This is a genomic window from Luteimonas sp. RC10 (assembly GCF_014192745.1).
Taxonomy (GTDB): domain Bacteria; phylum Pseudomonadota; class Gammaproteobacteria; order Xanthomonadales; family Xanthomonadaceae; genus Luteimonas.
This window is the reverse complement of the sequence record NZ_JACHYJ010000002.1, coordinates 198671-221801: the sequence shown is the minus strand read 5'-3', so window position 1 is coordinate 221801 and position 23131 is coordinate 198671. Positions and strand designations below refer to the sequence as shown.

Here is a 23131-nt window from a genome sequence, read left to right as displayed (position 1 = left end):
CGATGCGGGCCGTGGAGGGCACTCAGCGGGCGTTGCGCAGCTTGCTGTGCCGGTAGCCGTAGGCGAAGTAGATCGTGAAGCCGATCACCGTCCAGCCCAGCAGCACCATCCAGTTGAGCATCGGCATGATCGCCACCAGCCCCAGGCACGCCAGCACACCCAACGTGCCGACGACGTAGACCGCGGGCGTGCGGAACGGGCGGTGCAGCCCCGGCTGCGTGCGCCGCAGCACCATCACGCCCAGGCACACGGTCGCGAACGCAACCAGTGTGCCCATCGATACCACATCGCCCAGCAACTGGATCGGCAGCAGCGCGGCCATGACCGCGGCGACCGCGGCAACCAGCACGGTGCCCTTGTGCGGGGTGCGGAAGCGCTTGTGCACCGCGCCGAAGAAGCGCGGCAGCAGCCCGTCCTGGGCCATCGAGAAGAAGATGCGCGGCTGGCCCATCAGCATCACCAGAATCACCGTGGTCAGGCCGGCGATCGCGCCGACTTCCACCAGGATCTTGAGCCAGGCGAGGCTCGGGTAGGCCTCCAGCGCGGTTGCCACCGGCTTGGCGGTACCGAGCGCGGTGTAGGGCACCATGCCGGTCAACACCGCCGAGACCGCGATGTAGATCAGGGTGCACAGCACCAGCGAGCCGAGGATGCCGATCGGCATGTCGCGCTGCGGGTTCTTGACCTCCTGGGCGGCGGTCGAGACCGCGTCGAAGCCGATGTAGGCGAAGAACACGATCGAGGCGCCGCGCAGCACGCCCTCCCAACCGAAGCGGTCGCCGCCCTGGTTCTCGGGAATGAACGGCAGCCAGTTGTCGACATTCACGTACTGGGCGCCGAACGCCAGCAGCAACAGGATCACCACGACCTTGATCGAGACGATGATCGCGTTGGCGGTCGCCGACTGGGTGATGCCGACGTAGCACAGCGTGCCCACCGCGCCGACGATCAGCAGCGCCGGCAGGTTGAACAGCGCGCCGGTCAGCACGAACCGGCCGAACTCGCAGGCGCCGGCCTGCGCGGCTTCGTGGGTACAGAAGTTGATCGGCGCCTGGGTCAATGCCGCGGGCAGATGGAGCCCGAACGATTCCAGGAAACTGACCGTATAGCCCGACCAGCCGACCGCGACCGTCGAGGCCGCGAACAGATACTCGAGCACCAGGCTCCAGCCGACGAACCAGGCCAGCGCCTCGCCGAGGGTGGCGTAGGTGTAGCTGTAGGCGCTGCCCGAGGCGGGGATCATGGCCGCGAACTCGGCGTAGCACAGGCCCGCCATCGCGCAGGCGAAGGCGGCGATGACGAAGCTGAGCATGATCGCCGGCCCGGCATGGTTGGCGGCCGCGGTGCCGGTGATCACGAAGATGCCCGCGCCGATCACCGCACCCAGTCCCAGCATCACCAGGTGCTTGGCGGTGAGCGTGCGCTTGAAGCTGGCCTCGCCCGACAGGCTGCCTTCGACCGGCTCCCCGGCGTCGACATGCGGTTGGGCCTGGATGGGCTTGGTGATCAGCAGGTTCTTGAGCATCGGGTTCCCCGGGTTGGACGGTCGGTCGGGCACACGAATGGGCGGCTCCCTGCCGATACCCCTTTTCCCGATGCGCCCCGCGAATCGCCGTACCTTGCCAAACGCAGCGTTCCGGCACAAGCAACGCGCCGCATTCATTGCAGGCCGTCAGACGAGGCGTCCCGACAGCAGTGGCGGCAGTGGCGATACCGTTGGCCCCCGGCAGATTCCCGGTGGGTTCATGCTGCAGTGCGCAACGTCCGGTCCCACAGTCGGCATGCGTTCGTCGCTACAATTGTCCGCTGACCTTGGTGCAGAAGCGGAGCGGCCGTGGAGTTCGGTTTCAACGAAGAGCAGTTGATGATCCAGGACATCGCGCGCCGGATCGCAAAAGAGAAGATCGCGCCCAGTGCCGAGCACTTCGACCGCACGGGCGAGTTTCCGCTGGAGAACATCCGGCTGCTCGGCGAAAACGGCCTGATGGGCATCGAAGTGCCGGTCGAGTACGGTGGCGCGGGCATGGACCCGATCGCCTACGTGCTGGCGATGATCGAGATTGCCGCGGGCGATGCCGCGCACTCGACGATCATGTCGGTCAACAATTCGTTGTTCTGCAACGGCATCCTGACCCACGGCACCGAGGCCCAGAAGCGCACCTACGTCTCGGCGATTGCCGAAGGGCGGCAGATCGGCGCGTTCGCGCTGACCGAGCCGCAGTCGGGCTCGGATGCGACCGCGATGCGCTGCCGCGCGGTGAAGCAGGCCGACGGCAGCTTCGTCGTCAACGGCAAGAAGAGCTGGATCACCTCCGGCCCGGTCGCCAAGTATTTCGTGCTGTTCGCGATGACCGAGCCCGACAAGGGCGCGCGCGGCGTCACCGCGTTCCTGGTCGACGGCGAGCGCGCGGGCTTCCATCGCGGCAAGACCGAGCCCAAGCTCGGCATCCGCGCGTCGGCGACCTGCGAGATCGAGTTCCAGGACTATGTCGTCCAGCCCGACGAGGTGCTGGGCGAGGAGGGGCAGGGCTTCAAGATCGCGATGGGCGTGCTCGATGCCGGGCGCATCGGCATCGCCTCCCAGGCGATCGGCATCGCCCGCGCCGCGTACGAGGCGACGATCGCCTACGTCAAGGAGCGCAAGGCCTTCGGCCAGCCGATCGGCGCGTTCCAGATGACCCAGGCCAAGATCGCCGACATGAAATGCCGGCTCGATGCGGCGCTGCTGTTGACCTTGCGTGCGGCCTGGACGAAAGGCCAGGGCCAGCGCTTCGGCAACGAGGCCGCGATCGCCAAGCTCACCGCGTCCGAGACCGCGATGTGGATCACCCACCAGGCGCTGCAGATCCACGGCGGCATGGGCTATTCGAAGGAAATGCCGATCGAGCGGTATTTCCGCGACGCCAAGATCACCGAGATCTACGAGGGCACCTCGGAGATCCAGCGGCTGGTCATCGCCCGCAACGAGACCGGCCTGCGCTGAGCGCTTCGTGATCCTTCGCCCTGTTCCCGTCGTTCGTTCCACCGGTCCGCGCCGCCCTGAGGGCTGCGCGGCCGCTTCTGTCGTCCCCGATCCGGCCGCCAGCCGCACTGCGTGCAGCTCGCCACCCGTCGTTTTCCTTTTCCCTGTCGGCCCGCGTGAGAACGCGGGCCTCATTGCATCGGACCTATCGTCGTCATGAGCACATCCCGCAAGACCGGTACTCCTTCTTCCAAACGCAAGGCCGCCGCGGCCCCGGCCCCGGCACCGCGCAAGCGCGCCAAGCCGCAGGGCAGCGACGCCAGCGTCATGCCGGCGCCGTCCCGGCCCGCCGGCGCCAGCTTGCTGGACCCGATCTTCGAGGCGGTGCGGCGGCGCACAGGCAAGGCCGCGGGCCGCGGCGCCGATGCGTTCGCGCAAGGCTTCTACCGGCGCATGACCGAGGACGAGATTCCGCTGCACAGCGCCGAGGGCTGGGCGGCCCTGGCCGCCGACCTGTTCGAGTTCGCCGCGCGCCGCAAGCCGGGCACCGCCAACGTGCGGTTGTTCAATCCGGCCCAGGACAGCCACGGCTGGGAATCGCCGCACACCGTGCTGCAGATCGTCAACGACGACATGCCGTTCCTGGTCGACTCGGTGACCATGGCGCTGGCCGAGCGCAGCATCGGCGTGCACGTGCTGGGACACCCGGTCCTGCACATCGCGCGCGACCGCAGCGGCCGTTTGACCGGCGTGGGCGAGGGCGATGCCGAGTCGGTGATGCACCTGGAGATCGATCGGCAGACGCCCGAAGCGAGCGCGCAGATCGAACAGGTCGTGCGTCGCGTACTCGACGACGTGCGCGCGATCGTGGCCGACTGGGGCCCGATGCGCGAGAAGATGCAGGAGGTCGCCGCCGATCTCGTCTCCCGGCCGATGCCGGTCGCCGACGCCAGCCGGCGCGAGGCGCAGGAGTTCCTGCGCTGGGCCGCCAGCGACCACTTCACGTTCTTCGGCTACCGCGAGTACAAGGTGCGCCGCAAGGGCGCCGACGGCGTGCTCGAGCCGGTCGCCGACAGCGGCCTGGGCCTGCTGCGCACGCCGGCCACGGTCAAGTCGCGCCCGCTCAGTGAGCTCGGCGCCGATGCGCTGCGACGTGCGGGCGAGGTCGACGCGCTGATCCTCACCAAGACCAGCGCCCGTTCCACCGTGCATCGTCCCGGCTACATGGACTACATCGGCGTGCTGCGCTACGACGCCAAGGGCCAGGTGATCGGCGAGCAGCGTTTCCTCGGCCTCTACACGTCCAGCGCCTACACCCGCCGGCCGTGGGACATCCCACTGGTGCGCGAGCGGTTCGAGCACGTGATGAGCGAGTCCGGCCTCAAGCCGACCGGCCACAGCGGCAAGACCCTCAAGCACCTGCTCGAGACCCTGCCGCGCGACGAGCTGTTCCAGTCCACGCCCGATGAGTTGTTCCGTCTGGGCACCGGCATCCTCGGGCTGCAGGAGCGCGTGCGCAGCCGGTTGTTCCTGCGCCGCGACCGTTACGGCCGCTTCTACTCGGTGCTGGTCTACATTCCGCGCGACCGCTTCAACACCGACGTGCGTCACCGGGTGGAGGACATGCTGCGCGAGACGATGCAGGCCGACCACGTCGATGCGCACGTGGTGCTGGGCGAGTCGCCGTTGGCGCAGTTGCACCTGATCGTGCGCCCGCGCGCGGGCGTGCAGGGCGATGTCGACCAGGCCGCGCTGGAGCAGGCGCTGCAGAAGATCGTGCGCAACTGGCACGACGACCTGCGCGACGAGCTCGTGCGTCGCCAGGGCGAAGGCGAAGGTCTGCGCCTGGCCGGTCGCCTGGGGCGTGGCCTGTCGGCCGCCTACATCGAGTTCGCATCGCCGGCGGTCGCGGCCACCGATGTCGAGAAGCTCGCCGACGCCCAGGCGAGCGGCGCGCTACAGCTGAGCTTCTATACCCAGGCCACGTCACCGGCCGGCGACGCGCTGCTGCACTTCAAGCTCTACCGCAGCGGTCAGCACCTGCCGCTGTCGGAGGTGCTGCCGGTGATGGAGAACCTCGGCCTGCGGGTCATCGCCGAGAATCCGACGCGTCTGGTCGTCGACGGCACCACGCTCTACATCCAGGACTTCTTCGTCGAGACCCTGGCCGCGAACGTCGACATCGACGCGCGCGCGGCCGCGTTCACCGAAGCGTTCGACCGCGTGTGGCGCGGCGATGCCGAGAACGACGGCTTCAACCGGCTGATCCTCGCCGCCGATCTCGATTGGCGCCAGGTGGCGATGCTGCGCGCGTACTGCAAGTATCTGCAGCAGGTCGGCGTGCCGTTCTCGCAGGCCTACGTCGAAGACACGCTCGGCCGCTATCCGCTGCTCGCGCGCTTGCTGGTGGAAGTGTTCCAGGCCCGCTTCGATCCGGCCACCGGCCGCGAGAGCGGGGCGCAGGTCGCCGCCGGCATCGAAATGCTGTCCAGCCAGCTCGGTGCCCTGTCGGGCGATGAGGCCACGCTGGCACTGCTGCAGCCGGTGCTCGATGCCCGCGCACAGGATCGCGAGGCGCAGTACGAGGCGGCCCGCACCGCGCTCAAGGGGCTGCTCGACCGCGTCGCAAGTCTCGACGAGGACCGGATCCTGCGCAGCTACCTGGGCGTGATCGACGCGACCTTGCGCACCAGCTACTACCAGCGCACCCGCGAGGGCGCAGTGCGCGACACGATCGCCTTCAAGTTCGACTCGGCGCGTGTGCCCGAACTGCCCAAGCCGCGTCCGTATCGCGAGATCTTCGTCTACGGCCCGCGCGTGGAGGGCATCCACCTGCGCTTCGGGCCGGTCGCCCGCGGTGGTCTGCGCTGGTCGGATCGCCGCGAGGACTTCCGCACCGAGGTGCTGGGCCTGGTCAAGGCGCAGATGGTCAAGAACACCGTCATCGTGCCGGTCGGCTCGAAGGGCGGCTTCATCGTCAAGCGCCCGCCGGCCGGCAGCGACCGTGATGCGCTGTTCGCCGAGGGCGTGGCCTGCTACACGCTGTTCATCAACGGCCTGCTCGACATCACCGACAACATCGTCGACGGCAAGATCGTGCCGCCGCGCGACGTGGTCCGCCACGACGACGACGATCCGTACCTGGTCGTCGCCGCCGACAAGGGCACCGCGACGTTCTCCGACATCGCCAACGGCATCGCCCGCGAGCACGGCTTCTGGCTCGACGATGCGTTCGCGTCGGGCGGCTCGGTCGGCTACGACCACAAGGGCATGGGCATCACCGCGCGCGGCGCCTGGGAATCGGTCAAGCGCCACTTCCGGGCGATGGGCCGCAACTCGCAGACCCAGGACTTCACCGCGGTCGGCGTCGGCGACATGTCCGGCGACGTGTTCGGCAACGGCATGCTGCTCTCGCAGCACATCCGGCTGGTGGCCGCGTTCGACCATCGCCATGTGTTCATCGATCCGGCACCGGATGCGGCGGTCTCGTTCGCCGAGCGCCAGCGGCTGTTCGCGCTGCCGCGTTCGAGCTGGGCGGACTACGACGCCAAGCTGATCGCTAAGGGCGGCGGCGTGTGGCCGCGCAGTGCCAAGTCGATCCCGCTGTCGAAGGAAGCCCGTGAGGCGCTGGGCATCGACGGCGACACCGCCGCGCTCAGCCCCAACGAGCTGATGTCGGCGATCCTGCGCGCGCCGGTCGATCTGCTGTGGAACGGCGGCATCGGCACCTACGTCAAGGCGTCGTCGGAAAGCCATGCCGATGTCGGCGACCGCGCCAACAACGCGCTGCGCGTCGACGGTCGCGAGCTGCGCTGCAAGGTGGTGGGCGAGGGCGGCAACCTGGGCATGACCCAGCTCGGCCGCATCGAGGCCGCGCAGAATGGCGTCCTGCTCAACACCGACTTCATCGACAACTCCGCCGGCGTGGACACCTCCGACCACGAGGTCAACATCAAGATCCTGCTCAACGATGTGGTGCAGGCCAAGAAGCTGACCGTGCCCGCGCGCAACAAGCTGCTGGCGTCGATGACCGACGAGGTCGCCGAACTGGTGCTGTGGGACAACTACCGCCAGAACCAGGCGCTGAGCCTGATGGAGCGCATGAGCGTCTCGCGGCTGGGCTCCAAGCGCCACTTCATCCGCACCCTCGAAGCCCAGGGCCTGCTCGATCGCCAGATCGAGTTCCTGCCCTCGGATGCCGAACTGTCCGAGCGCAAGGCCAAGGGCCTGGGCCTGACCCGTCCCGAGCTTGCGGTGCTGTTGTCGTACTCCAAGCTCGTCGCCTTCGACCAGATGCTCGCCTCCGACATCCCCGAGGACCCGTACCTGTCGCGCGAACTGCAGCGCTATTTCCCTGTGCCGTTGCAGAAGAAGTACGCCGCGACCATGGAGCAGCACCGCCTCAAGCGCGAGATCATCGCCACCGCGGTGACCAATCAGATGATCAACCGCATGGGCGCGACGTTCCTGCTGCGCATGCAGGAAGACAGCGGTCGCTCGCCGGGCGAGATCGCCAAGGCATTCACGATCACCCGCGAGACGATCGAGGCGCGCGCGCTGTGGAACAGCATCGATGCGCTCGATGGCACCGTGCCCGAGTCGGTGCAGGTCGATGCCCTGCAGGTGATCTGGAACCTGCAGCGGGCCTTCACTCGCTGGCTGCTGGCGCGTGCCGGTGCGATCCCGGACATCACCACGGCCGTGGCGCGCTATCACGACGGCTTCCATGCCATCCGCATCGGCAGCCAGATCATCGCCGACAGCCAGCGTGCCGAGCACGACGCCAGCCTGCAGGCCTGGCGCGAGAAGGGCGTGCCGGAAGACCTGGCCGAGCAGCTCGCGGCGCTGCCGTATCTGGAAGCGGCCTGGGACATCATCGAGGTTGCCAGTGAGACACGGCGCAAGCCGATCGATGTCGCGCGCGTGCACTTCCGTCTCGGCGAAGCGCTCAATCTGCCGTGGCTGACCGCGCAGATCGACGCACTCGAGGTCGATGGCCGTTGGCACGCAGTGGCACGCGGCGTGCTGCGCGAGGACCTCGGCCAGCAGCATCGCCTGCTCGTGGGCCAGGTGCTGGCGATGCCCGGCGACACGCCCGAGGAGAAGGTGCGGACCTGGCTCGAGCGCGACGATCCGACGCTGCGCTTCACGCTGGCGATGCTGGCCGAGCTCGCGGCGCAGAAGACGCTCGACTACCCGACCGTGTCGGTCGCGGTGCAGCGCGTCTCGCAGCTGGTCCAGCGCAGCTGAGGCAGGCAGGGAGGGCGCATGGGCGCCCTCCCTGCACGTTGGCGGGGCCGAGTCGTCGACCTACTGCTGCGGCATCGACCCGCCACCCCATCACCTGCGCTAAGCTGCGCGCCGACGTTCCCGCACCGGCCCGCCGATGACCGCAACGCCCCGCATCGCCTTCGTTGCCAGCCAGACCGCCGATGCCCAGGAGGCGCTGCAGGTGCTCGGCGCCGAGCACGGCCAGTGTGATCCGGCGGATGCCGATGTCCTGGTGCCGCTCGGCGGCGATGGCTTCATGCTGCAGACGCTGCATCGCCATGGCCATCTCGGCAAGCCGGTCTACGGCATGAAGCTGGGCACTGTGGGGTTTCTGATGAATCAGCACCGGCAGGGCGACCTGCTGGCGCGCATCGCCGCGGCCCAGCCCGCGGTGCTGCATCCACTGGAAATGCTGGCCGAGACCGAGTCCGGTGCGACCGTCTCGTCGCTGGCCTACAACGAGGTCTCGCTGCTGCGCCAGACGCGTCAGGCCGCGCACATGCGCATCGAACTCAACGGCGTCACGCGCCTGGAGGAGCTGGTCGGCGATGGTGTGATCCTGTCCACCGCCGCCGGTAGTACGGCCTACAACTTCTCCGCGCACGGCCCGATCCTGCCGCTGGGCGCGGGCATCGTCGCGCTGACCCCGATCGCCCCGTTCCGTCCGCGCCGCTGGCGCGGCGCCATCCTGCGTGCCGAAACCGAGGTCCGCTTCCGCGTGCTCGATCCCTACAAGCGCCCGGTCAGCGCGACCGCCGACTCGCACGAGGTCCGCGATGTCGTGCAGGTCACCGTGCGCGAATCCGAGCGCACGGTGACGTTGCTGTTCGACCCCGAGCACAATCTCGAGGAACGCATCCTCAGCGAGCAGTTCGTGGCGTGAGCCGCACGGGCGCTGATGGCGCCCATGCCGGCCGGCGGGTCCGTCCCTGGACCCGCCGGACGCAGCCTCAGCGCAGGCCTTGCTCGATCGCCCGCGTCAGCGTGCCGCTGCTGTCGTCGCCGCTGAACTCCCAGAAGAACGCACCGCCCAGGCCCTGGGCCTTCACGTAGGCCATCTTCTCGGCGATCAGCGCCGGGTCGTCGAACGACCAGAACGTCGTGCCGTTGTAGATCCACTGCGCGCGCGCGGTCGAATCGACGAAGCGCGGCCAGCCGAGCGTCTTGAGCACCTTCCAGTCCTCGATGCCGGCCTCGTACGTGCCCGGCGCCGCGGTGCCGGTCTGGTACAGCCCGTTGTTGGTGTTGGGGACGTTGGTCCAGCCGCGCCCGTAGTAGCCGATGCCCAGGTTGAGCTTGGATGCCGGCACGCCGAGGTCCAGGAACGCCTGGATCGCATCGTCGGTGTTGTACAGGCGCACATCGCCCGTGGACGGGTCGCTCGGCGATGCGAACAGCGCCGAGTGGTGGTTGGTGCGAGGCTCCCAGCCGCCGTGGAAGTCGTAGGTCATCACGTTGATGTAATCGAGCGACGGGTGGTAGAGGTTCGGGTCGGTGACGCGGATCTTGTCGACGCCCGCACCCACCGCCACGGTCAGCAGCAAGCCCGGCCGCACCGCATTGAGCTGGCGACGGAACTCGGCCAGCAGCGCGGTGAAGTTCTGCCGGTCCTCCGCCGTCCCGCAGGCGATTCCGCAGGCCACCGGATACTCCCAGTCGATGTCGATGCCATCGAACACGCCGGCCGCAGCTGCTGCGCCGCCCGCCCCGTCGGTCACCGGCAGGTTGCCGCGGATGTAGGCATCGATGCATGAGGCCACGAAGGCCTGCCGGTTCTCCGGCCGCGCGGCTTGCGAGAACCCGCGCGACCAGGTCCAGCCGCCGAGCGAGATCAGCACCTTCAAGCCCGGATGGCGGGCCTTGAGCTTGCGCAGCTGGTTCCAGTTGCCGCGCAGCGACTGGTCCCAGGTATCGGCCACGCCATCGACGCTTTCGGCGGCCGAGAACGCCTTGGTGTAGTCGGCAAACGCGTCGCCGCCGGCCCCGGTGTTCGGGTCGGCCGGCTGGGTGACGCCGACCTCGCAGCGGTTGTTGCGCACATTGCCGAACGCGTAGTTGATATGGGTGAGCCGGGCGGCCGAGCCGCTGGTCTCGATATCGCGCACGCGGTAATTGCGCCCGTAGATGCCCCATTGGGTGAAGTAGCCGATCACCCGCTTGTCGCCGCCGGCATTGGCCGCGGTCGTGCGCGCGACGATCTCCGGCGATGAGGCCGACGCGTTGCCGCTGCGGTCGCGTGCGCGGACCCGGTAGGTGTAGGCGGTATTGGCCGATAGGGGGCTGTCGGTGTAGCCGGGCGTGGTCGGCGAGCCGACGATCTGGCCGTTGCGATAGACGTCGTAGCCGGCCATACCGCTGCCGCCGACGTTGTCGGTCGATGCGGTCCAGCTCAGCGTGATGCTGGCGGCCGTCTGCTGCGTCGCCTGCAGCCCGGTCGGCACGCTGGGCGCGGTGGTGTCCGGGCCGGTGCCGCCGCTGACGGTGATCGTCACGGCGGCCGACGTGGTGGTAGCCCCCTTGTTGTCGGTGGCCACGGCGGTCAGCACGTGCTGGCCTGCGGTCGCGTTCTGCCAGGTCAGCGAATACGGCGCGCTGGTATCGGTGCCCAGCGACACCGCGCCGCGGAAGAACTGCACCGAGGCGATCGTGCCATCGTTGTCATTGGCGTTGGCGGAGATCGTGACGTTGGCGCCGGTGGCGAACGTCGCCCCCTGAGCCGGGGCGGTGAGCGAGACGGTCGGCGGCTGGTTGGCGGTGCCGCCGCTGCAGGCGCCCAGGTCCTGGTACCAGCCACAGGACGTGCAGTAGTCGGGCGCCGCGTTCCAGATCTGGGTGCGCGCCTCGTAGAGGCGGTTCTGGTAGGTCAGGCGGTCGCCCGGGTTGTAGATCGTGCCAGCGTTCCATGCGGGAACGCCGGCGCAGGCGGCGGTTTGCGCCTGTGCGCTGGTGGCCATGCCGGCCGAAGCCAGCAGGCACAGCGACCAGGCGGCGAGTCTGTGATGCATCATGACGAAGTCTCCTTTTCCGATGCCGAGTGAAGCCGGCGCCCAGCCGCCGTCGGCAAGCCGATCGCGGAGCGCAGCGCCGACCGGATGCCCTTTCCGCCGCCTCCTGTGATCCAGGGGGCAGCGGAAACCGGTACGAGGTCGGGACGAGGAGCGGTCGGCCGCCATGTGCCTCCCGAAAGACAACGTTGTCAATGCCGAATGCCCGGAATGCGAGGCCAGTCACGCTTGTGCGGACTGCGGGCCGACAACACCGGGCATTCATGATGCGGCGCAGCGAACGCAGCCGCTGCGTTTGCGGCGCGCGGCCCGGCACTTCGGGCGCATCAGGCAGCATGAGGCGACGCGCATGCGGTCGGAGGCCTGGGCGTCTTGGCCGCCTCGACCCGAGGGCGGCTCCGTCTCGACAGCGCGAGCGGGCGGCGGGGGCAAGCCGCAGCCCGGGGCTGGCATAATGCGCGGTCGGCCCGCGATGTAATTCGGCGGCGCGGTCCTGCCGCTGATCCGACGATCCCCGCTGGCGCGGAGGCGCCGTCCCCTCGAGCTCACGACATCCTGCCATGCCCGACACTTTCGTTCCCACGCTGACCGTCGCGATCTCTTCGCGGGCGTTGTTCGACCTCGAAGACAGCCATGCGCTGTTCGAGAGCGAGGGGATCGATGCCTACGCCGAGCATCAGCGCGCGCACGAGGACGACGTGCTGGAGCCGGGGATCGCATTTCCTGTCGTGCGCAAACTGCTGGCGCTCAACGTCGATGCGCCGCCCGATGCTCCGCGCGTGGAGGTGATCCTGCTGTCGCGCAATTCGGCCGACACGGGCTTGCGGATCTTCAATTCGATCCAGCACCACGACCTGGGGATCACCCGGGCGACCTTCACCTCGGGCGAGCCGACCTGGCCGTACATCAAGCCGTTCGGCACCCAGCTGTTCCTGTCGGCCAACCCCGATTCGGTGCGGCGGGCGTTGGAGAACGGCATCGCGGCGGCGACGATCATTCCGGCGCGCGCGCCGGCGCATCGCAACGACCAGTTGCGGATCGCATTCGACGGCGATGCGGTGATCTTTGGCGACGAAGGCGAGCGTCTGTCCCAGGAAGGCGGCCTGGACGCGTTCCACAAGCACGAGCGCGAGCGTGCGCGCGAAGAAATGACCGGCGGGCCGTTCCGCGGATTCCTGGCCGCGCTGCACGACCTGCAGGCGGCGTATCCGGCGGGCAAGGACGCGCCGATCCGCACGGCCTTGGTCACTGCGCGCTCGGCGCCGGCGCACGAGCGGGTCATCCGCACGCTGCGCGCCTGGGGCGTGCGCCTGGACGAGGCGCTGTTCCTGGGTGGGCGGCCGAAAGGCCCGTTCCTGGATGCGTTCGGGGCAGACATCTTCTTCGACGATTCGCAGCACAACATCGATTCGGCGCGGCCGCACGTCGCCGCCGGGCATGTGCCGCACGGCTGGTCCAACCGCTGAGCGCCGGCATGGGGCAGGGGGACGACACCGGGGGGGCGTCGTGGTGGACGCGATGGCTGGCGCATTGGCGCGGCCGCGGCGCACCCAAGCGGCCCTATGTGCGCCGGCACGATGGCTTCACCTCGCTGCAGTTCGTACGGCGGCAGACGCAGAGCCGCATGGTCAGCGGCGATCCCGATCGGCTGCTGGTCGACTACACGCGCACGATGTTCGCCGCACTGTTGTGGCAGCCGGCACCGGCGGTGCTGGGCATGATCGGCCTGGGGGGCGGTTCGCAGGCCAAGTTCGCCTATCGCCAGCTGCCGGACACGCGGATCGAGGTGGTCGAGAACAACCCGCACGTGGTCGCGCTGCGCGCGGAGTTCGGCGTGCCGGCCGACGACACGCGGCTGGAGGTCGTGATCGATGACGGCGCGCGGTTCGTGGCGTCGCGTCCGGGGCGTTTCGACCTGCTGTTGGTCGACGGCTACGACGAACACGGCATTCCGGCGGCACTGTCGAGCCAGGCGTTCTACGATGCCTGTCGCGATGCGCTGGTCGCCGATGGCGTGCTGGCCTGCAACCTGTATGTGCGCGATCCCGAGACCCACGTGGCCCGGCTGCGACAGGCCTTCGGAAACGCGCAGGTGCTGGTGGTCGACGAGCCGAAGATGAGTAACCGGGTCGCCTTTGCCTGGCGGGGCCCGCTGCCGGCATTGGAGGCCGAGGCGCTCGTGGCGCGGGTGCCCGAACCGGTACGCGCGTTGTTGCCGGAGGTGTTTGTGCGTATCGCCGCGCGCGTGGTGCGGCACAGGACGATGGCCGCGCGCGCGCCCTAGCGATGTGAGCCACGTCGCGGTTCAGCGCATGGGAAGCTTGAAGATGGGCGGCTTGTGTCTGCCGCAGATGAGGACATGGGGAGATACAGCATGCAATTGATCTATCTCGCGCTATGCGTGTTGGGCGCTGTGCTTCCGCTCTCGCGGTTCCTGCCGTGGCTTGCCCAGCATGGCCTCGATGTTCCGCGATTGATGTCTGAAGCAATGGCGAGCCCTGTTTCCGCATTCGCCTGGGCGGATGTGCTCGTGTCTGGAATCGTCGTCATCGTGCTGATCGTTGTCGAAGGGCGACGGATCCAGATGCGCAGGCTGTGGCTTCCACTTGGATGCTTGGTTGTCGGCCCTTCGCTCGCCTTGCCCGCGTTCCTTCTGATGCGAGAGCGCCATCTGGCCGCTGTCGGGCGCCTGCGATAGCGTCGAATGGGGCGCGCGTGGTGGACAGACGCGGCTTCGCCCGGCGTCTTGATGCCGCTCGGCCCGCGCGCCGTTGCGCCCCCTGCCGAAGCCGGTCAAAGTCCGGGGCTGTCTTTCGATCGGGGAACCCGAATGCAACGTTGGATCATGGGGATCGCCTGCGCGCTGGTGCTGGCGACCGGGACACCGGCCGTCGCCGCGCGCCAGAGCGCGGGCATGACGCTCGAACAGGTGGCGCAGACGCGGACGGCGAACCAGGCCGCGATCAGCCCCGACGGCAGCGAAGTGGCCTACGTCCTGTCGGTGCCACGCGCCCTGGGCAAAGACCCCGATGGTCCGGCGCGCAGCGAGTTGCACGTGGTGGACCGCGCAGGCCATGACCGTGGATTCGTGACCGGCCAGGTCGATGTGTCCGCACCGCGCTGGCTGCCCGATGGCCAGTCGATCGCGTACCTGAGCAAGCGCGAAGGCGACGCGACCCGGCGGCTGTACACGATCCCGCTGCGCGGCGGCGAATCGACCGCGGTCGCGCACCTGGCCGGCGACATCAGCAGTTTCGATCTCTCGCCCGACGGCCGCCGCGCCGTGCTGCTGGCCGCGCAGCCCGAGGACGCGGCACGCAAGCAGCTGCGCGAGCAGGGCTTTTCGCAGAAGGTCTACGAGGAGGACTGGCGCCCGGTCGAAGTGTGGATCGCCGAGCTGGGCGGCAGTGCATCGCCGCGCAAGCTCGCGATCGACGGCAGCGTGCGCACCGTGCGCTGGAGCCCGGCCGGCGATCGGCTGGCGGTGGTTGTGGCCCCGCGCCAGCTCACCGACGACATGATGGTCGATGCACGCGTGCGCATCTATTCGGTCGAAGGCCGTGAACTGGGGCGCGTGGACAATCCCGGCAAGCTCGGCGAGATCGCCTGGAGCCCGGACGGCGAGCACCTGGCGATCATCTCGGCCGCCGACGCCAACGACCCGAGCGAAGGCCGGCTGACCGTGGTCGGCAAGAGCGGCGGCGCGCAGCGCGACCTGCTGCCCGGACTCGAAGGCCACGTCTGGCATGTCGGCTGGCGCGATGCCTCGACGCTGGTGTTCCTGAGCCAGGAAGGCGTGCAGAGCCGGCTGGCCGAGATCGGTGTGGACGGCACCGGTCAGCGCACGCTGCTGCGGGCCACGGGTCCGGTGCACATGGGCTTGAGCGTGGCGCGCAACGGCGACGTCGCCCTGGTCGGCAGCACGCCGGCGCATCCGTCCGAGATCTTCCACCTGGCCGCCGGCAGCGCCGAGCCCAGGCGGTTGACCGACAGCAATCCGTGGCTCGCCGATGTGCGCCTGGCCCGGCAGGAGATCGTGCGCTACACCGCGCGCGATGGCCTGGAGCTCGAAGGCCTGTTGGTGCACCCACTCGAGCGTCGGGGCCAAGCGCGGGTACCGCTGGTGGTGGTCGTGCATGGCGGCCCGGAATCGCACAACGTCAACGGTTGGCTCAACAGCTACGCGCAGCCGGCGCAGACGCTGGCCGCGCAGGGCTTCGCCTCGTTCTTCCCCAACTACCGCGCCAGCACCGGTCGCGGCGTGGCGTTCTCCAAGCTCGACCACGGCCGGCCGGGCATGGAAGAGTTCGACGACCTGGTCGACGGCGTCGATCATCTGATCGACATCGGCCTGGTGGACCGCGACAAGGTCGGCATCACCGGCGGCTCCTACGGCGGCTACGCCAGCGCCTGGGGCGCCACGTACTACAGCGAGCGTTTCGCCGCTTCGGTGATGTTCGTCGGCATCTCCGACCAGGCCAGCCTGGTCACCACCGGCGACATCCCGCGCGAGCAGTACCAGGTGCACATGCAGACCTGGCCGTGGGAGAGCCCGGAGATGTACCGCCAGGCCAGCCCGATCACGCATGCCCAGAAGTCGCGCACGCCGACGCTGATCCTGCACGGCGAGGCCGACCCGCGCGTGCCGGTGATGCAGTCCTACATGCTCTACCGGTATCTCAAGCTGGCCAGCCAGGCCCCGGTGCGTCTGGTGCTGTATCCCGGCGAGGGCCATGGCAACAGCCGCGGAGCCTCGCGCTACGACTACTCGCTGCGCCTGGTGCAGTGGATGCGCCACTACCTGACCGGACCGGGCGGCGAACCGCCGGCCTACCAGCTCGATTACGCGCTGCCGAAGGCGGACGCCACGCGCTGAGATCTGTATCGAGGCCGCGTCCTTCCCGATGCATCGGGAGGGCGCACGCCTGGGACGGCAGCCGCCGCGCAAGCGCATGCAGGGCGGTCGCGCTTTCACAAGATCGTCGCTCGCGCGTCACGTGTCCTTGCCCGACGCGTGGCTAGGGTAGGCGCCATCGCTCCACGGCAACGCGCAGTCATTGCCCGCCTGGACGATGCGGCCCGCGGCCCTGATCGCGATCACGCCGCGCCATCCCTCATTCGATCGGAGACCCAGATGACCAACAAGTCCGCGCATACGCTCAACGACCTTATCGCCATCGCCCGCGACGGCAAGGATTTCTACGAGGAGGCTGCGCAGAAGGTCGATCACGCCGAACTCAAGACGCTGTTCTCGCGCATCGCCGCGCACAAGTCGCAGCTGGTCACCGACCTGAGCGCCGCGGTGCAGGCCGTCGGCGGCAAGCCGGAGACCTCGGGCACGATGGTCGGCACCCTGCAGCAGTTCTACGGCAAGGTCCGCGCCGCCTTCGGCGACAAGGAATATGGCTACGTCGCCGAGCTGGAAGAGTCGGAAGACCGCCTGCTCGAGGCATTCGATGAAGCCGCCCGCGACGCCGACACGCCGCCGGCCGCGCGCGATGTCGTGACCCGTCTGCTGCCGGAGGTCCGTGCGACCCACGACGAGCTGCGCGCCCGCAAGCATGCGCTCAAGGCGCTCAAGGACCGCGGCTGATGCTTCGGCCGGTGTCTCGGACCGGCTGACATGGTTGCTTCCAAGCCCCGGCTCGCGCCGGGGCTTTTTTGTGGCTCGTGGCCAGGCATTCGCTCTCTGACGAGCAAATGCGCAACCTTCAGTCGACGCGCAGCAACCCGCGCAGCAACAGGTCCAGCGCATCGAGACTTCGCGCCAGTCGTGTGGGGCCGTCGTCGCCGGTCGCAATCCAGAACGCAGCCTCGGCCAGGCTGCCGTGAATCAACGCGGCCAGCGCCTGCGGATCGGTCGTGGCGACGACGCCTTGTGCCATCAGCGCTTCGAGCAGGCCCTGCATCGATGCGATGCACGCGCGCTGCGATTGTGCCGATGCGCCGCCCAGCACGATCCGGGCATCGCGTAGCACGACCTGCTGAATCTCCGGTTCCAGGGCCATTTCCAGATAGGCGCGGCAGCGGCTGGTGAGTCCGGTCCAGGGCGTATCGGCCGCCTCGGAGAGCGCGTGCAGGCGCGCGTCCATCTCGGCATCGATCTGCGCGACCACGGCGGCCAGCAGGCCCGGCTTATCGCCGAAGTGGTGGTACAGCGCGCCCCGGGTGAGGCCGGCCTGCGCGGTGAGCGCATCCATCGACGCCTCGGCATAGCCATGGCGAGCGAATGCGTCGCGGGCGGCGGCCAGCAAGGCCGTTCGGGTTTTCTCCATCTCCGCGCGGGTGCGACGCGCCATCGCCCATCTCCTCGATACCGGCACAGTGGTGTTTACATACGATGCGTATGAATCTACGATTGGATTCATACGCGATGTATGTATTGTCTGCTTGCCGCTCGACCTCGGCAAGCGCATCCAGGAGGCCCGTGTGCGCAATCCCTATGTCGACCTGTTCGCCGCGCCCGGCACCCGGGGGCTGGTGCTGGCCGGAGCGCTGGCCCGACTCCCGTTGCCGATGGCCGGCATCGGCATCATCACGATGCTGGCGCAACTGCGCGGCAGCTATGCGCTCGCGGGCGCGGTGTCGGCGACGTTCGTGCTGACCTACGCGCTGCTGTCGCCGCAGATCTCCAGATGGGTGGACCAGTACGGGCAACACCGCGTCTTGCCGATCGCGACCGCGATCAGCGTTGCCGGCTTTGTGCTGCTGATCGCAGGATCCCACTGGCCCGTCGCCGACTGGGCACTGTTTCCGGGCGCGCTGCTGGCCGGCTGCATGCCGAGCATGTCGGCGATGGTGCGGGCGCGCTGGACGGCGATCTATCGTGGGCAGCCGCGGCTGCAGACCGCGTACTCGCTGGAAACAGTGCTCGATGAGGTCGTCTTCATCGCGGGTCCGCCGCTGTCGGTGGGCCTGTCGGTGGTCGTCTGGCCCCAGGCCGGGCTGCTGGCGACGGCGCTGTTGCTGGCCCTGGGCACGGCGGCGCTGGTCGTGCAGCGTGGCACCGAACCGCCAGCCGCCGGGCAGGCGTGCGGCGATGATCGTTCGGCATCGGTGATCCGCCTGACTGAAGTGCGGTTGCTGGCGCTGCTGATGCTGGCAATGGGCGTCATCGTCGGCACGGTGGATATCGTGAGCGTGGCGTTCGCCGGGCAGATGGGCCAGCCCGCTGCTGCGAGCCTGGTGCTGTCGGCCTATGCCTTCGGATCGTGTCTGGCCGGATTGCTGTTCGGCGCCGTGCGCGTCCCGATGTCGCTGCATCGGCAACTGCTGGCCGGCGGGCTGGCGACGGCCGCGACGACGTTGCCCTTGCTGCTGGTCGACAGCATCGGCGCACTGGCAGGTGCGGTCTTCGTCGCCGGGCTCTTTTTCGCGCCCACGATGATCGTGGCCATGTCGCTGATTGAGCGGGTGGTGCCGGCGCGCCGATTGACCGAAGGCATGACCTGGCTGCTGGCCGGCCTGAATGTCGGCGTGGCGCTGGGGGCGGCGGCGTCCGGACAGGTCGTCGATCACAGCGGCACGCGCGTCGGCTTCGCCGTTGGACTGGTGGCTGGCGCCGCGGTGCTGCTGTTCGCGTTGTGGGCCAGCGTCCGCCTGCGCGGATGCGGCGCGCAGGCCGGCGAGCTCGTGTGACGCGCGGCATCGCGAGCGTGTGGCGCCGGTCGTGACCGGTCAGCGCAGGCTGCGCAGGGCGCGGGTGCAGATGCGACGCGTGGCCTCGGTCGGCTGTCCCTGGCGCCAGTGCGCGCAGAGCGCGCGCACCCAGTCGGGGCGATCCTTTGCCGCATCGTTGAGCCAGTTCGCCACCGAGTCCTGGACGTAGGTGGCGGGGTCGGCGTGGAGCGGTTCGAGGATGGGCAACGCGGTCTGCGGCTGCTGCTTGAGTGCCGGGATGTGCGCGCACCAGACGCCGCGCGGGCGCAAGGCTTCGCTGGCGAAACGGCGCAGTCGCTCGGATGGCGAGGCGGTCCAAGGAGTCAACTCCGTGATGGCTGCCTCCAGGTCCCGGGCCAGATGCGGGCGAACCGCCATCCAGGCCCATTCGCGCACGCCAAAGTGCGGGTCGTCGGCCAACGGTCGGATCGCTTGCAGCCGGCCGGGCAGGTCGAGGTCCAGCTGCTGCCCGATCATGAAACAGGCCCAGCCGCGCACGGTGTCGGCGGCATGCGCCTGGCAGCGCGCAATGCTGGTCGGGCCCAAGGCCTGCAGCAGCATCCCGGCGATCGCGTGCATGCGCTTGAGGATGCCGATCCCGCAGGCGGCATCCGCCTTGGCCAGCGCGTGCGGCGGCAAGTCCGGAAAGACCGCCCGCAGCAGCCGAGCCTGATCGAGCGCGAGACCTTCGGCCAGCGTCGCACTGGACAGCGTGCCGAGCGACAGCGCCTCGAGCACGTCGGCCGGGATGTCGGCGCTGCGGGTGGCGCCTGTGCGACGGATTGGCGCGCTCATCGCGTCGCCGCCTCCAGGGCATGGGGCAGCCGCGTTGCGACCTTGTCCAGCAGCGTCGCCAACTGCGTGCACTCGCTTGCGCTCAATCCACCGAACAGGCTGGCGATCCACCGCGTGTGCGCATCGAACACCTGACGCGCCCGCTGTTTGCCCTTGCGGGTGAGGTGGATGCGCAGGGCGCGGCGATCATGGGGATCGGCCCGGCGTTCGATCAGGCCGTTGCGTGCCAGGCCGTCAAGCAGCCCGGTGACGGTGGCGCGGGTGACGCCCGCGCGTTCGGCCAGTGCATGCGGGGCCAGCCCGTCGCCGGCCTGGAGCAGGAAGAGCAGCACAAAGCGCCCTTCCGACAGGCCATGGGGGGCCAGCAGCGCGGCGCAATCGCGATCGATCGCTGCGGCCAATGACAGTGTCTGGAAGCACAGGGCCATGCCGTCGACATCCGGGAGTTGCCGATGCTCGGCTTCCTGCAGCAATGCCCTGTACTTCTGCGCCAATTCCATAAGGGTGCCGCCAGATGATATGGCGGCTAATCATAGCCGCGACGTGCCGAGGTGTCGACCGTGGCAGCGTCATCACAGCTGCGGCCCAAGCGCGCCGGCTCGGCCAGAAGTGAAGTGGAGCGTTGACAGTTCGTTAACGAACGATAATCATTCTCGTATCGGCGCATGCATACGGCGCTGATCCGTCGCAGTCGCCACCCGTGCGAGACCGCTCGCACCGGCCAGCCCTCCCTGCCACCCGTCGCGTCGCTTTGGCGCGCGACGCGTGCCGCCTTTTGCCCGTCCTAAGGAACCCCCATGTCCCGTTGTACCGCTCGACCTGTCCGCCCCACCACGTCCCCCGTGCTCGGCTGCGCCGTCGCCACGACTGCGCCGCCGGCCCGTCGTCCATTGGCGCTGGCGCTCGGGGTGCTCGTGGCGGCCGCGCCGCTGCTGGCGCAGGCCGAAGACAACGACAGCGGCCGGTACGCGGATGCGACCTCGCTCGACCAGGTGGACGTGCACGGCACGCGCTACGCGGCCGGGATCAAGCAGGCGGTGGACCTGAAGGACATTCCGCAGACGATCTCGGTGATCTCGCGCGAGCAGATCGAGCTGCGCAATCTCTACACGCTCGAGGACGCGCTACTGCAGACGCCGGGCATCACGGTGACGGGCGTCAGCTCCGAGGGGCAGACCTACATCTCGCGCGGGTTCAACATCAGCACCTATCTCATCGATGGCGTGCCCTCGACCGGCTATCCGGGGCCGCGCCCGGACCTGACCGTATACGAGAGTGTCGAGGTCCTGCGCGGTGCATCGAGCCTGTTCTCCGGTGCCGCGCAGCCCGGCGGCGCGATCAACCTCGTGCGCAAGCGCCCGCAACACACCTTCCACGCCAGCGGCGCGCTGCTGGCCGGCAGCTGGGACAACACCCGCGCCGAGATCGATGTCGGCGGGCCGCTGGTCGAGGGTGGGCAACTGCGCGGCCGCTTCGCGGCCTCGGCGCACGAATCCGACATGTTCTACGACGTCGGCCGCCGCGAGCGCTACGTCGCCTATGGCGTGACCTCGCTGGACCTGGGCGACGCCGCCACGCTGACCGTCGGTGCGCACTATCAGGATTACCTGGCGCCGATCCAGACCGGCCTGCCGGGCTACGTGGGCGGCGGTCTGCTGCCGGTCCGGCGGTCCACGTATCTGGGCGCCGACTGGAACGCGCTCGACAGCCAGAGCCTCGTCGGCTTTGCCGAACTCGACTGGCGTCTGGGCGAGGACTGGCGCGCCAAGGTCACGTTCCAGCGTGCCCGCGACGAGTCCGAGAACTACTACGCCTACGTCGGCAACGGCGCGGTCCGGCCGGACAACGGCTGGGTCAACCAGATCGCCTACTACGGCGACACCACCGAGCGCTGGACCAGTGTCGACGTCAACGTCGGCGGCGCGTTCGAACTGTTCGGTCGCGACCATGACGTGCTGATCGGCGCCGACCTGCAGAAGAGCGACTACAGCTACGTCGAATGGCGCGACAGTGCGTTCGCGCGCATCGACGTGTTCAATCCCGATACCGCGATCCCGCGTCCGGCCTACCAGCCCAACAGCGGGGGCCTGAGCAAGACCCGCCAGTGGGGCGTGTACGGCCATGCCAACCTGAGCCTGAGCGAGCACCTGCACCTGTTGGCCGGCGCGCGCCTGAGTCAGTGGCAGATCGAACAGCGCGACGGCTTCACCCGCGACCGTCCCAGCCTGAGCAATCCGCAGCCGGTGCGTCTGGGGCCGTGGACCGAGAACCGCATGCCGTCGGAAGTCACGCCGTTCGCCGGCCTGACCTACGCGTTGAGCACGCAGTGGACGGCCTATGGCAGCTACGTCGAGAGCCTGCAGCCGCAGCAGAACCGCACCGCCGACGGCAGATTGATCGATCCCTCGCGCGGCGAGCAGTGGGAAGGCGGCGTCAAGGGCGCGCTGATGGACGGTCGCCTGCTGCTCAGCGCAGCCGCCTATCGCATCGACCAGGTCGGCCGCGCCCAGCCCGATCCCGACAACGAGGGCTTCTACGTCGCCGAAGGCGAGGTGGAATCGAAGGGCGTCGAACTCGAAGCCAACGGCCGCATCACCGACAACTGGTCGATCTTCGGCGGCTACGCCTACAACATCAACGCCTATGCGAAGGACACCACCAACGAGAACCGGCCGTTCACGCGGATCTCGCCCAAGCACGGCCTGAAGCTGTTCACGCACTACGACGTGACCGCCGGCGTGCTGGCGGGATTGCAGCTGGGGGCGGGCGTGAACTGGTACTCGCCGGTCGAGGGCGGCATTGCGGAGGCGGCCGTGCCGACCGTGGTGCGGCAAGGCGGCTACGCCGTGGTCGATGCGCTGGTGGGGTACCGGGTGCGTGACAACCTGACCGTGCGCTTGAACGTGGGCAACCTGTTCGACAAGGTCTACTACACCCGCATCTCCGCCACCGGCCGCGGCAACTTCTACGGCGAGCCGCGCAACGTCACGCTGTCGCTGCGTACGACGTTCTGATCGGGGGCGTGTCGGGCGGGCCCGTGCCCCCACCCGACACGCTGCGCGTGTCGACCTCCCCCGCACGCGGGGGAGGTGATCGTGTGCAGTGCCTGGCGCCTCCCCGCGTTGCGGGGCATTGCGCCCTTTTCGGGTGGAAGGCTGGGATGGGGGGCGCTTTCCGCGCCGAGCCCGCGCCCCACCCGACACGCTGCGCGTGTCGACCTCCCCCGCGCGCGGGGGAGGTGATCGTGTGCGGTGCCTGGCGCCTCCCCGCGTTGCGGGGCATTGCGCACTTTTCGGGTGGAAGGCTGGGATGGGGGGCGCTTTCCGCGCCGAGCCCGCGCCCCACCCGACACGCTGCGCGTGTCGAATTCCGCCGCAGGCGGGTGAGGGGACGCGGCGCAGTCCGCACCTTTGCAAGCCACGGCCCGTCCTGTCCAGAA

General features: G+C 68.9%; 15 protein-coding genes. 10 read left to right on the top strand and 5 right to left on the bottom strand.

Going from position 1 to position 23131, the window contains the following annotated elements; genetic code table 11:
• Positions 1-22: 22 nt before the first annotated feature.
• On the bottom strand, positions 23-1525 hold the full coding sequence (locus FHW73_RS04795) for an amino acid permease (RefSeq protein WP_183425580.1): 1503 nt from the start codon (positions 1523-1525) through the stop codon (positions 23-25).
• A gap of 309 nt (positions 1526-1834) precedes the next feature.
• Here FHW73_RS04795 and FHW73_RS04790 point away from each other — a divergent pair, with 309 nt between their 5' ends.
• From FHW73_RS04790 to FHW73_RS04780, 3 genes are all read left to right on the top strand, one after another.
• Positions 1835-2983 carry an acyl-CoA dehydrogenase family protein gene (locus FHW73_RS04790; RefSeq protein WP_183425579.1) on the top strand — a complete coding sequence of 383 codons (1149 nt, stop codon included), beginning with the start codon at positions 1835-1837 and terminating at the stop codon, positions 2981-2983.
• A gap of 306 nt (positions 2984-3289) precedes the next feature.
• Positions 3290-8212: an NAD-glutamate dehydrogenase domain-containing protein gene (locus FHW73_RS04785; RefSeq protein WP_345776156.1), complete on the top strand. Its 4923-nt coding sequence runs from the start codon at positions 3290-3292 to the stop codon at positions 8210-8212.
• 136 nt (positions 8213-8348) lie between these two features.
• Positions 8349-9116, top strand: a complete 768-nt coding sequence (locus FHW73_RS04780) for an NAD kinase (protein WP_183425577.1) — start codon at positions 8349-8351, stop codon at positions 9114-9116.
• A 67-nt stretch (positions 9117-9183) separates the two neighbouring features.
• Here the strand turns inward: FHW73_RS04780 and FHW73_RS17550 are convergent, their stop codons facing one another.
• Positions 9184-11187, bottom strand: coding sequence for a glycosyl hydrolase family 18 protein (locus FHW73_RS17550; protein ID WP_183425972.1), 2004 nt, complete (start codon positions 11185-11187; stop codon positions 9184-9186).
• Between the two features lie 611 nt (positions 11188-11798).
• Between FHW73_RS17550 and FHW73_RS04770 the strand changes: the two genes are divergently transcribed.
• The 5 genes from FHW73_RS04770 to FHW73_RS04750 all read left to right on the top strand — a co-directional run bounded on the left by FHW73_RS04770 (position 11799) and on the right by FHW73_RS04750 (position 16831).
• Positions 11799-12704, top strand: a complete 906-nt coding sequence (locus tag FHW73_RS04770) for a 5'-nucleotidase (RefSeq protein WP_183425576.1) — start codon at positions 11799-11801, stop codon at positions 12702-12704.
• An 8-nt stretch (positions 12705-12712) separates the two neighbouring features.
• Positions 12713-13522, top strand: coding sequence for a transferase (locus FHW73_RS04765; protein ID WP_183425575.1), 810 nt, complete (start codon positions 12713-12715; stop codon positions 13520-13522).
• A gap of 90 nt (positions 13523-13612) precedes the next feature.
• The gene (locus FHW73_RS04760) at positions 13613-13936 is read left to right on the top strand and encodes a DUF2834 domain-containing protein (RefSeq protein ID WP_183425574.1); all 324 of its coding nucleotides are present in this window, start codon (positions 13613-13615) and stop codon (positions 13934-13936) included.
• A 132-nt stretch (positions 13937-14068) separates the two neighbouring features.
• Positions 14069-16114 carry a S9 family peptidase gene (locus FHW73_RS04755; protein WP_183425573.1) on the top strand — a complete coding sequence of 682 codons (2046 nt, stop codon included), beginning with the start codon at positions 14069-14071 and terminating at the stop codon, positions 16112-16114.
• 258 nt (positions 16115-16372) lie between these two features.
• Entirely contained in the window at positions 16373-16831 is a 459-nt protein-coding gene (locus FHW73_RS04750) for a PA2169 family four-helix-bundle protein (protein WP_183425572.1), read from the top strand.
• Between the two features lie 118 nt (positions 16832-16949).
• Here the strand turns inward: FHW73_RS04750 and FHW73_RS04745 are convergent, their stop codons facing one another.
• Complete coding sequence (locus FHW73_RS04745) at positions 16950-17537, bottom strand: TetR family transcriptional regulator (RefSeq protein WP_183425571.1); 588 nt, start codon at positions 17535-17537, stop codon at positions 16950-16952.
• A gap of 130 nt (positions 17538-17667) precedes the next feature.
• Here FHW73_RS04745 and FHW73_RS04740 point away from each other — a divergent pair, with 130 nt between their 5' ends.
• Positions 17668-18876, top strand: a complete 1209-nt coding sequence (locus tag FHW73_RS04740) for an MFS transporter (RefSeq protein ID WP_183425971.1) — start codon at positions 17668-17670, stop codon at positions 18874-18876.
• Positions 18877-18915: 39 nt separating this feature from the next.
• Here FHW73_RS04740 and FHW73_RS04735 read toward each other — a convergent pair whose 3' ends face one another.
• Both FHW73_RS04735 and FHW73_RS04730 read right to left on the bottom strand, forming a co-directional pair.
• Positions 18916-19692, bottom strand: coding sequence for a DNA alkylation repair protein (locus FHW73_RS04735; protein ID WP_183425570.1), 777 nt, complete (start codon positions 19690-19692; stop codon positions 18916-18918).
• The gene (locus FHW73_RS04730; protein ID WP_183425569.1) at positions 19689-20192 is read right to left on the bottom strand and encodes a MarR family transcriptional regulator; all 504 of its coding nucleotides are present in this window, start codon (positions 20190-20192) and stop codon (positions 19689-19691) included. The genes FHW73_RS04735 and FHW73_RS04730 overlap by 4 nt, the downstream gene beginning before the upstream one ends.
• A gap of 297 nt (positions 20193-20489) precedes the next feature.
• Here FHW73_RS04730 and FHW73_RS04725 point away from each other — a divergent pair, with 297 nt between their 5' ends.
• Complete coding sequence (locus FHW73_RS04725) at positions 20490-22706, top strand: TonB-dependent siderophore receptor (protein ID WP_183425568.1); 2217 nt, start codon at positions 20490-20492, stop codon at positions 22704-22706.
• The last annotated feature ends 425 nt before the right edge of the window (positions 22707-23131 follow it).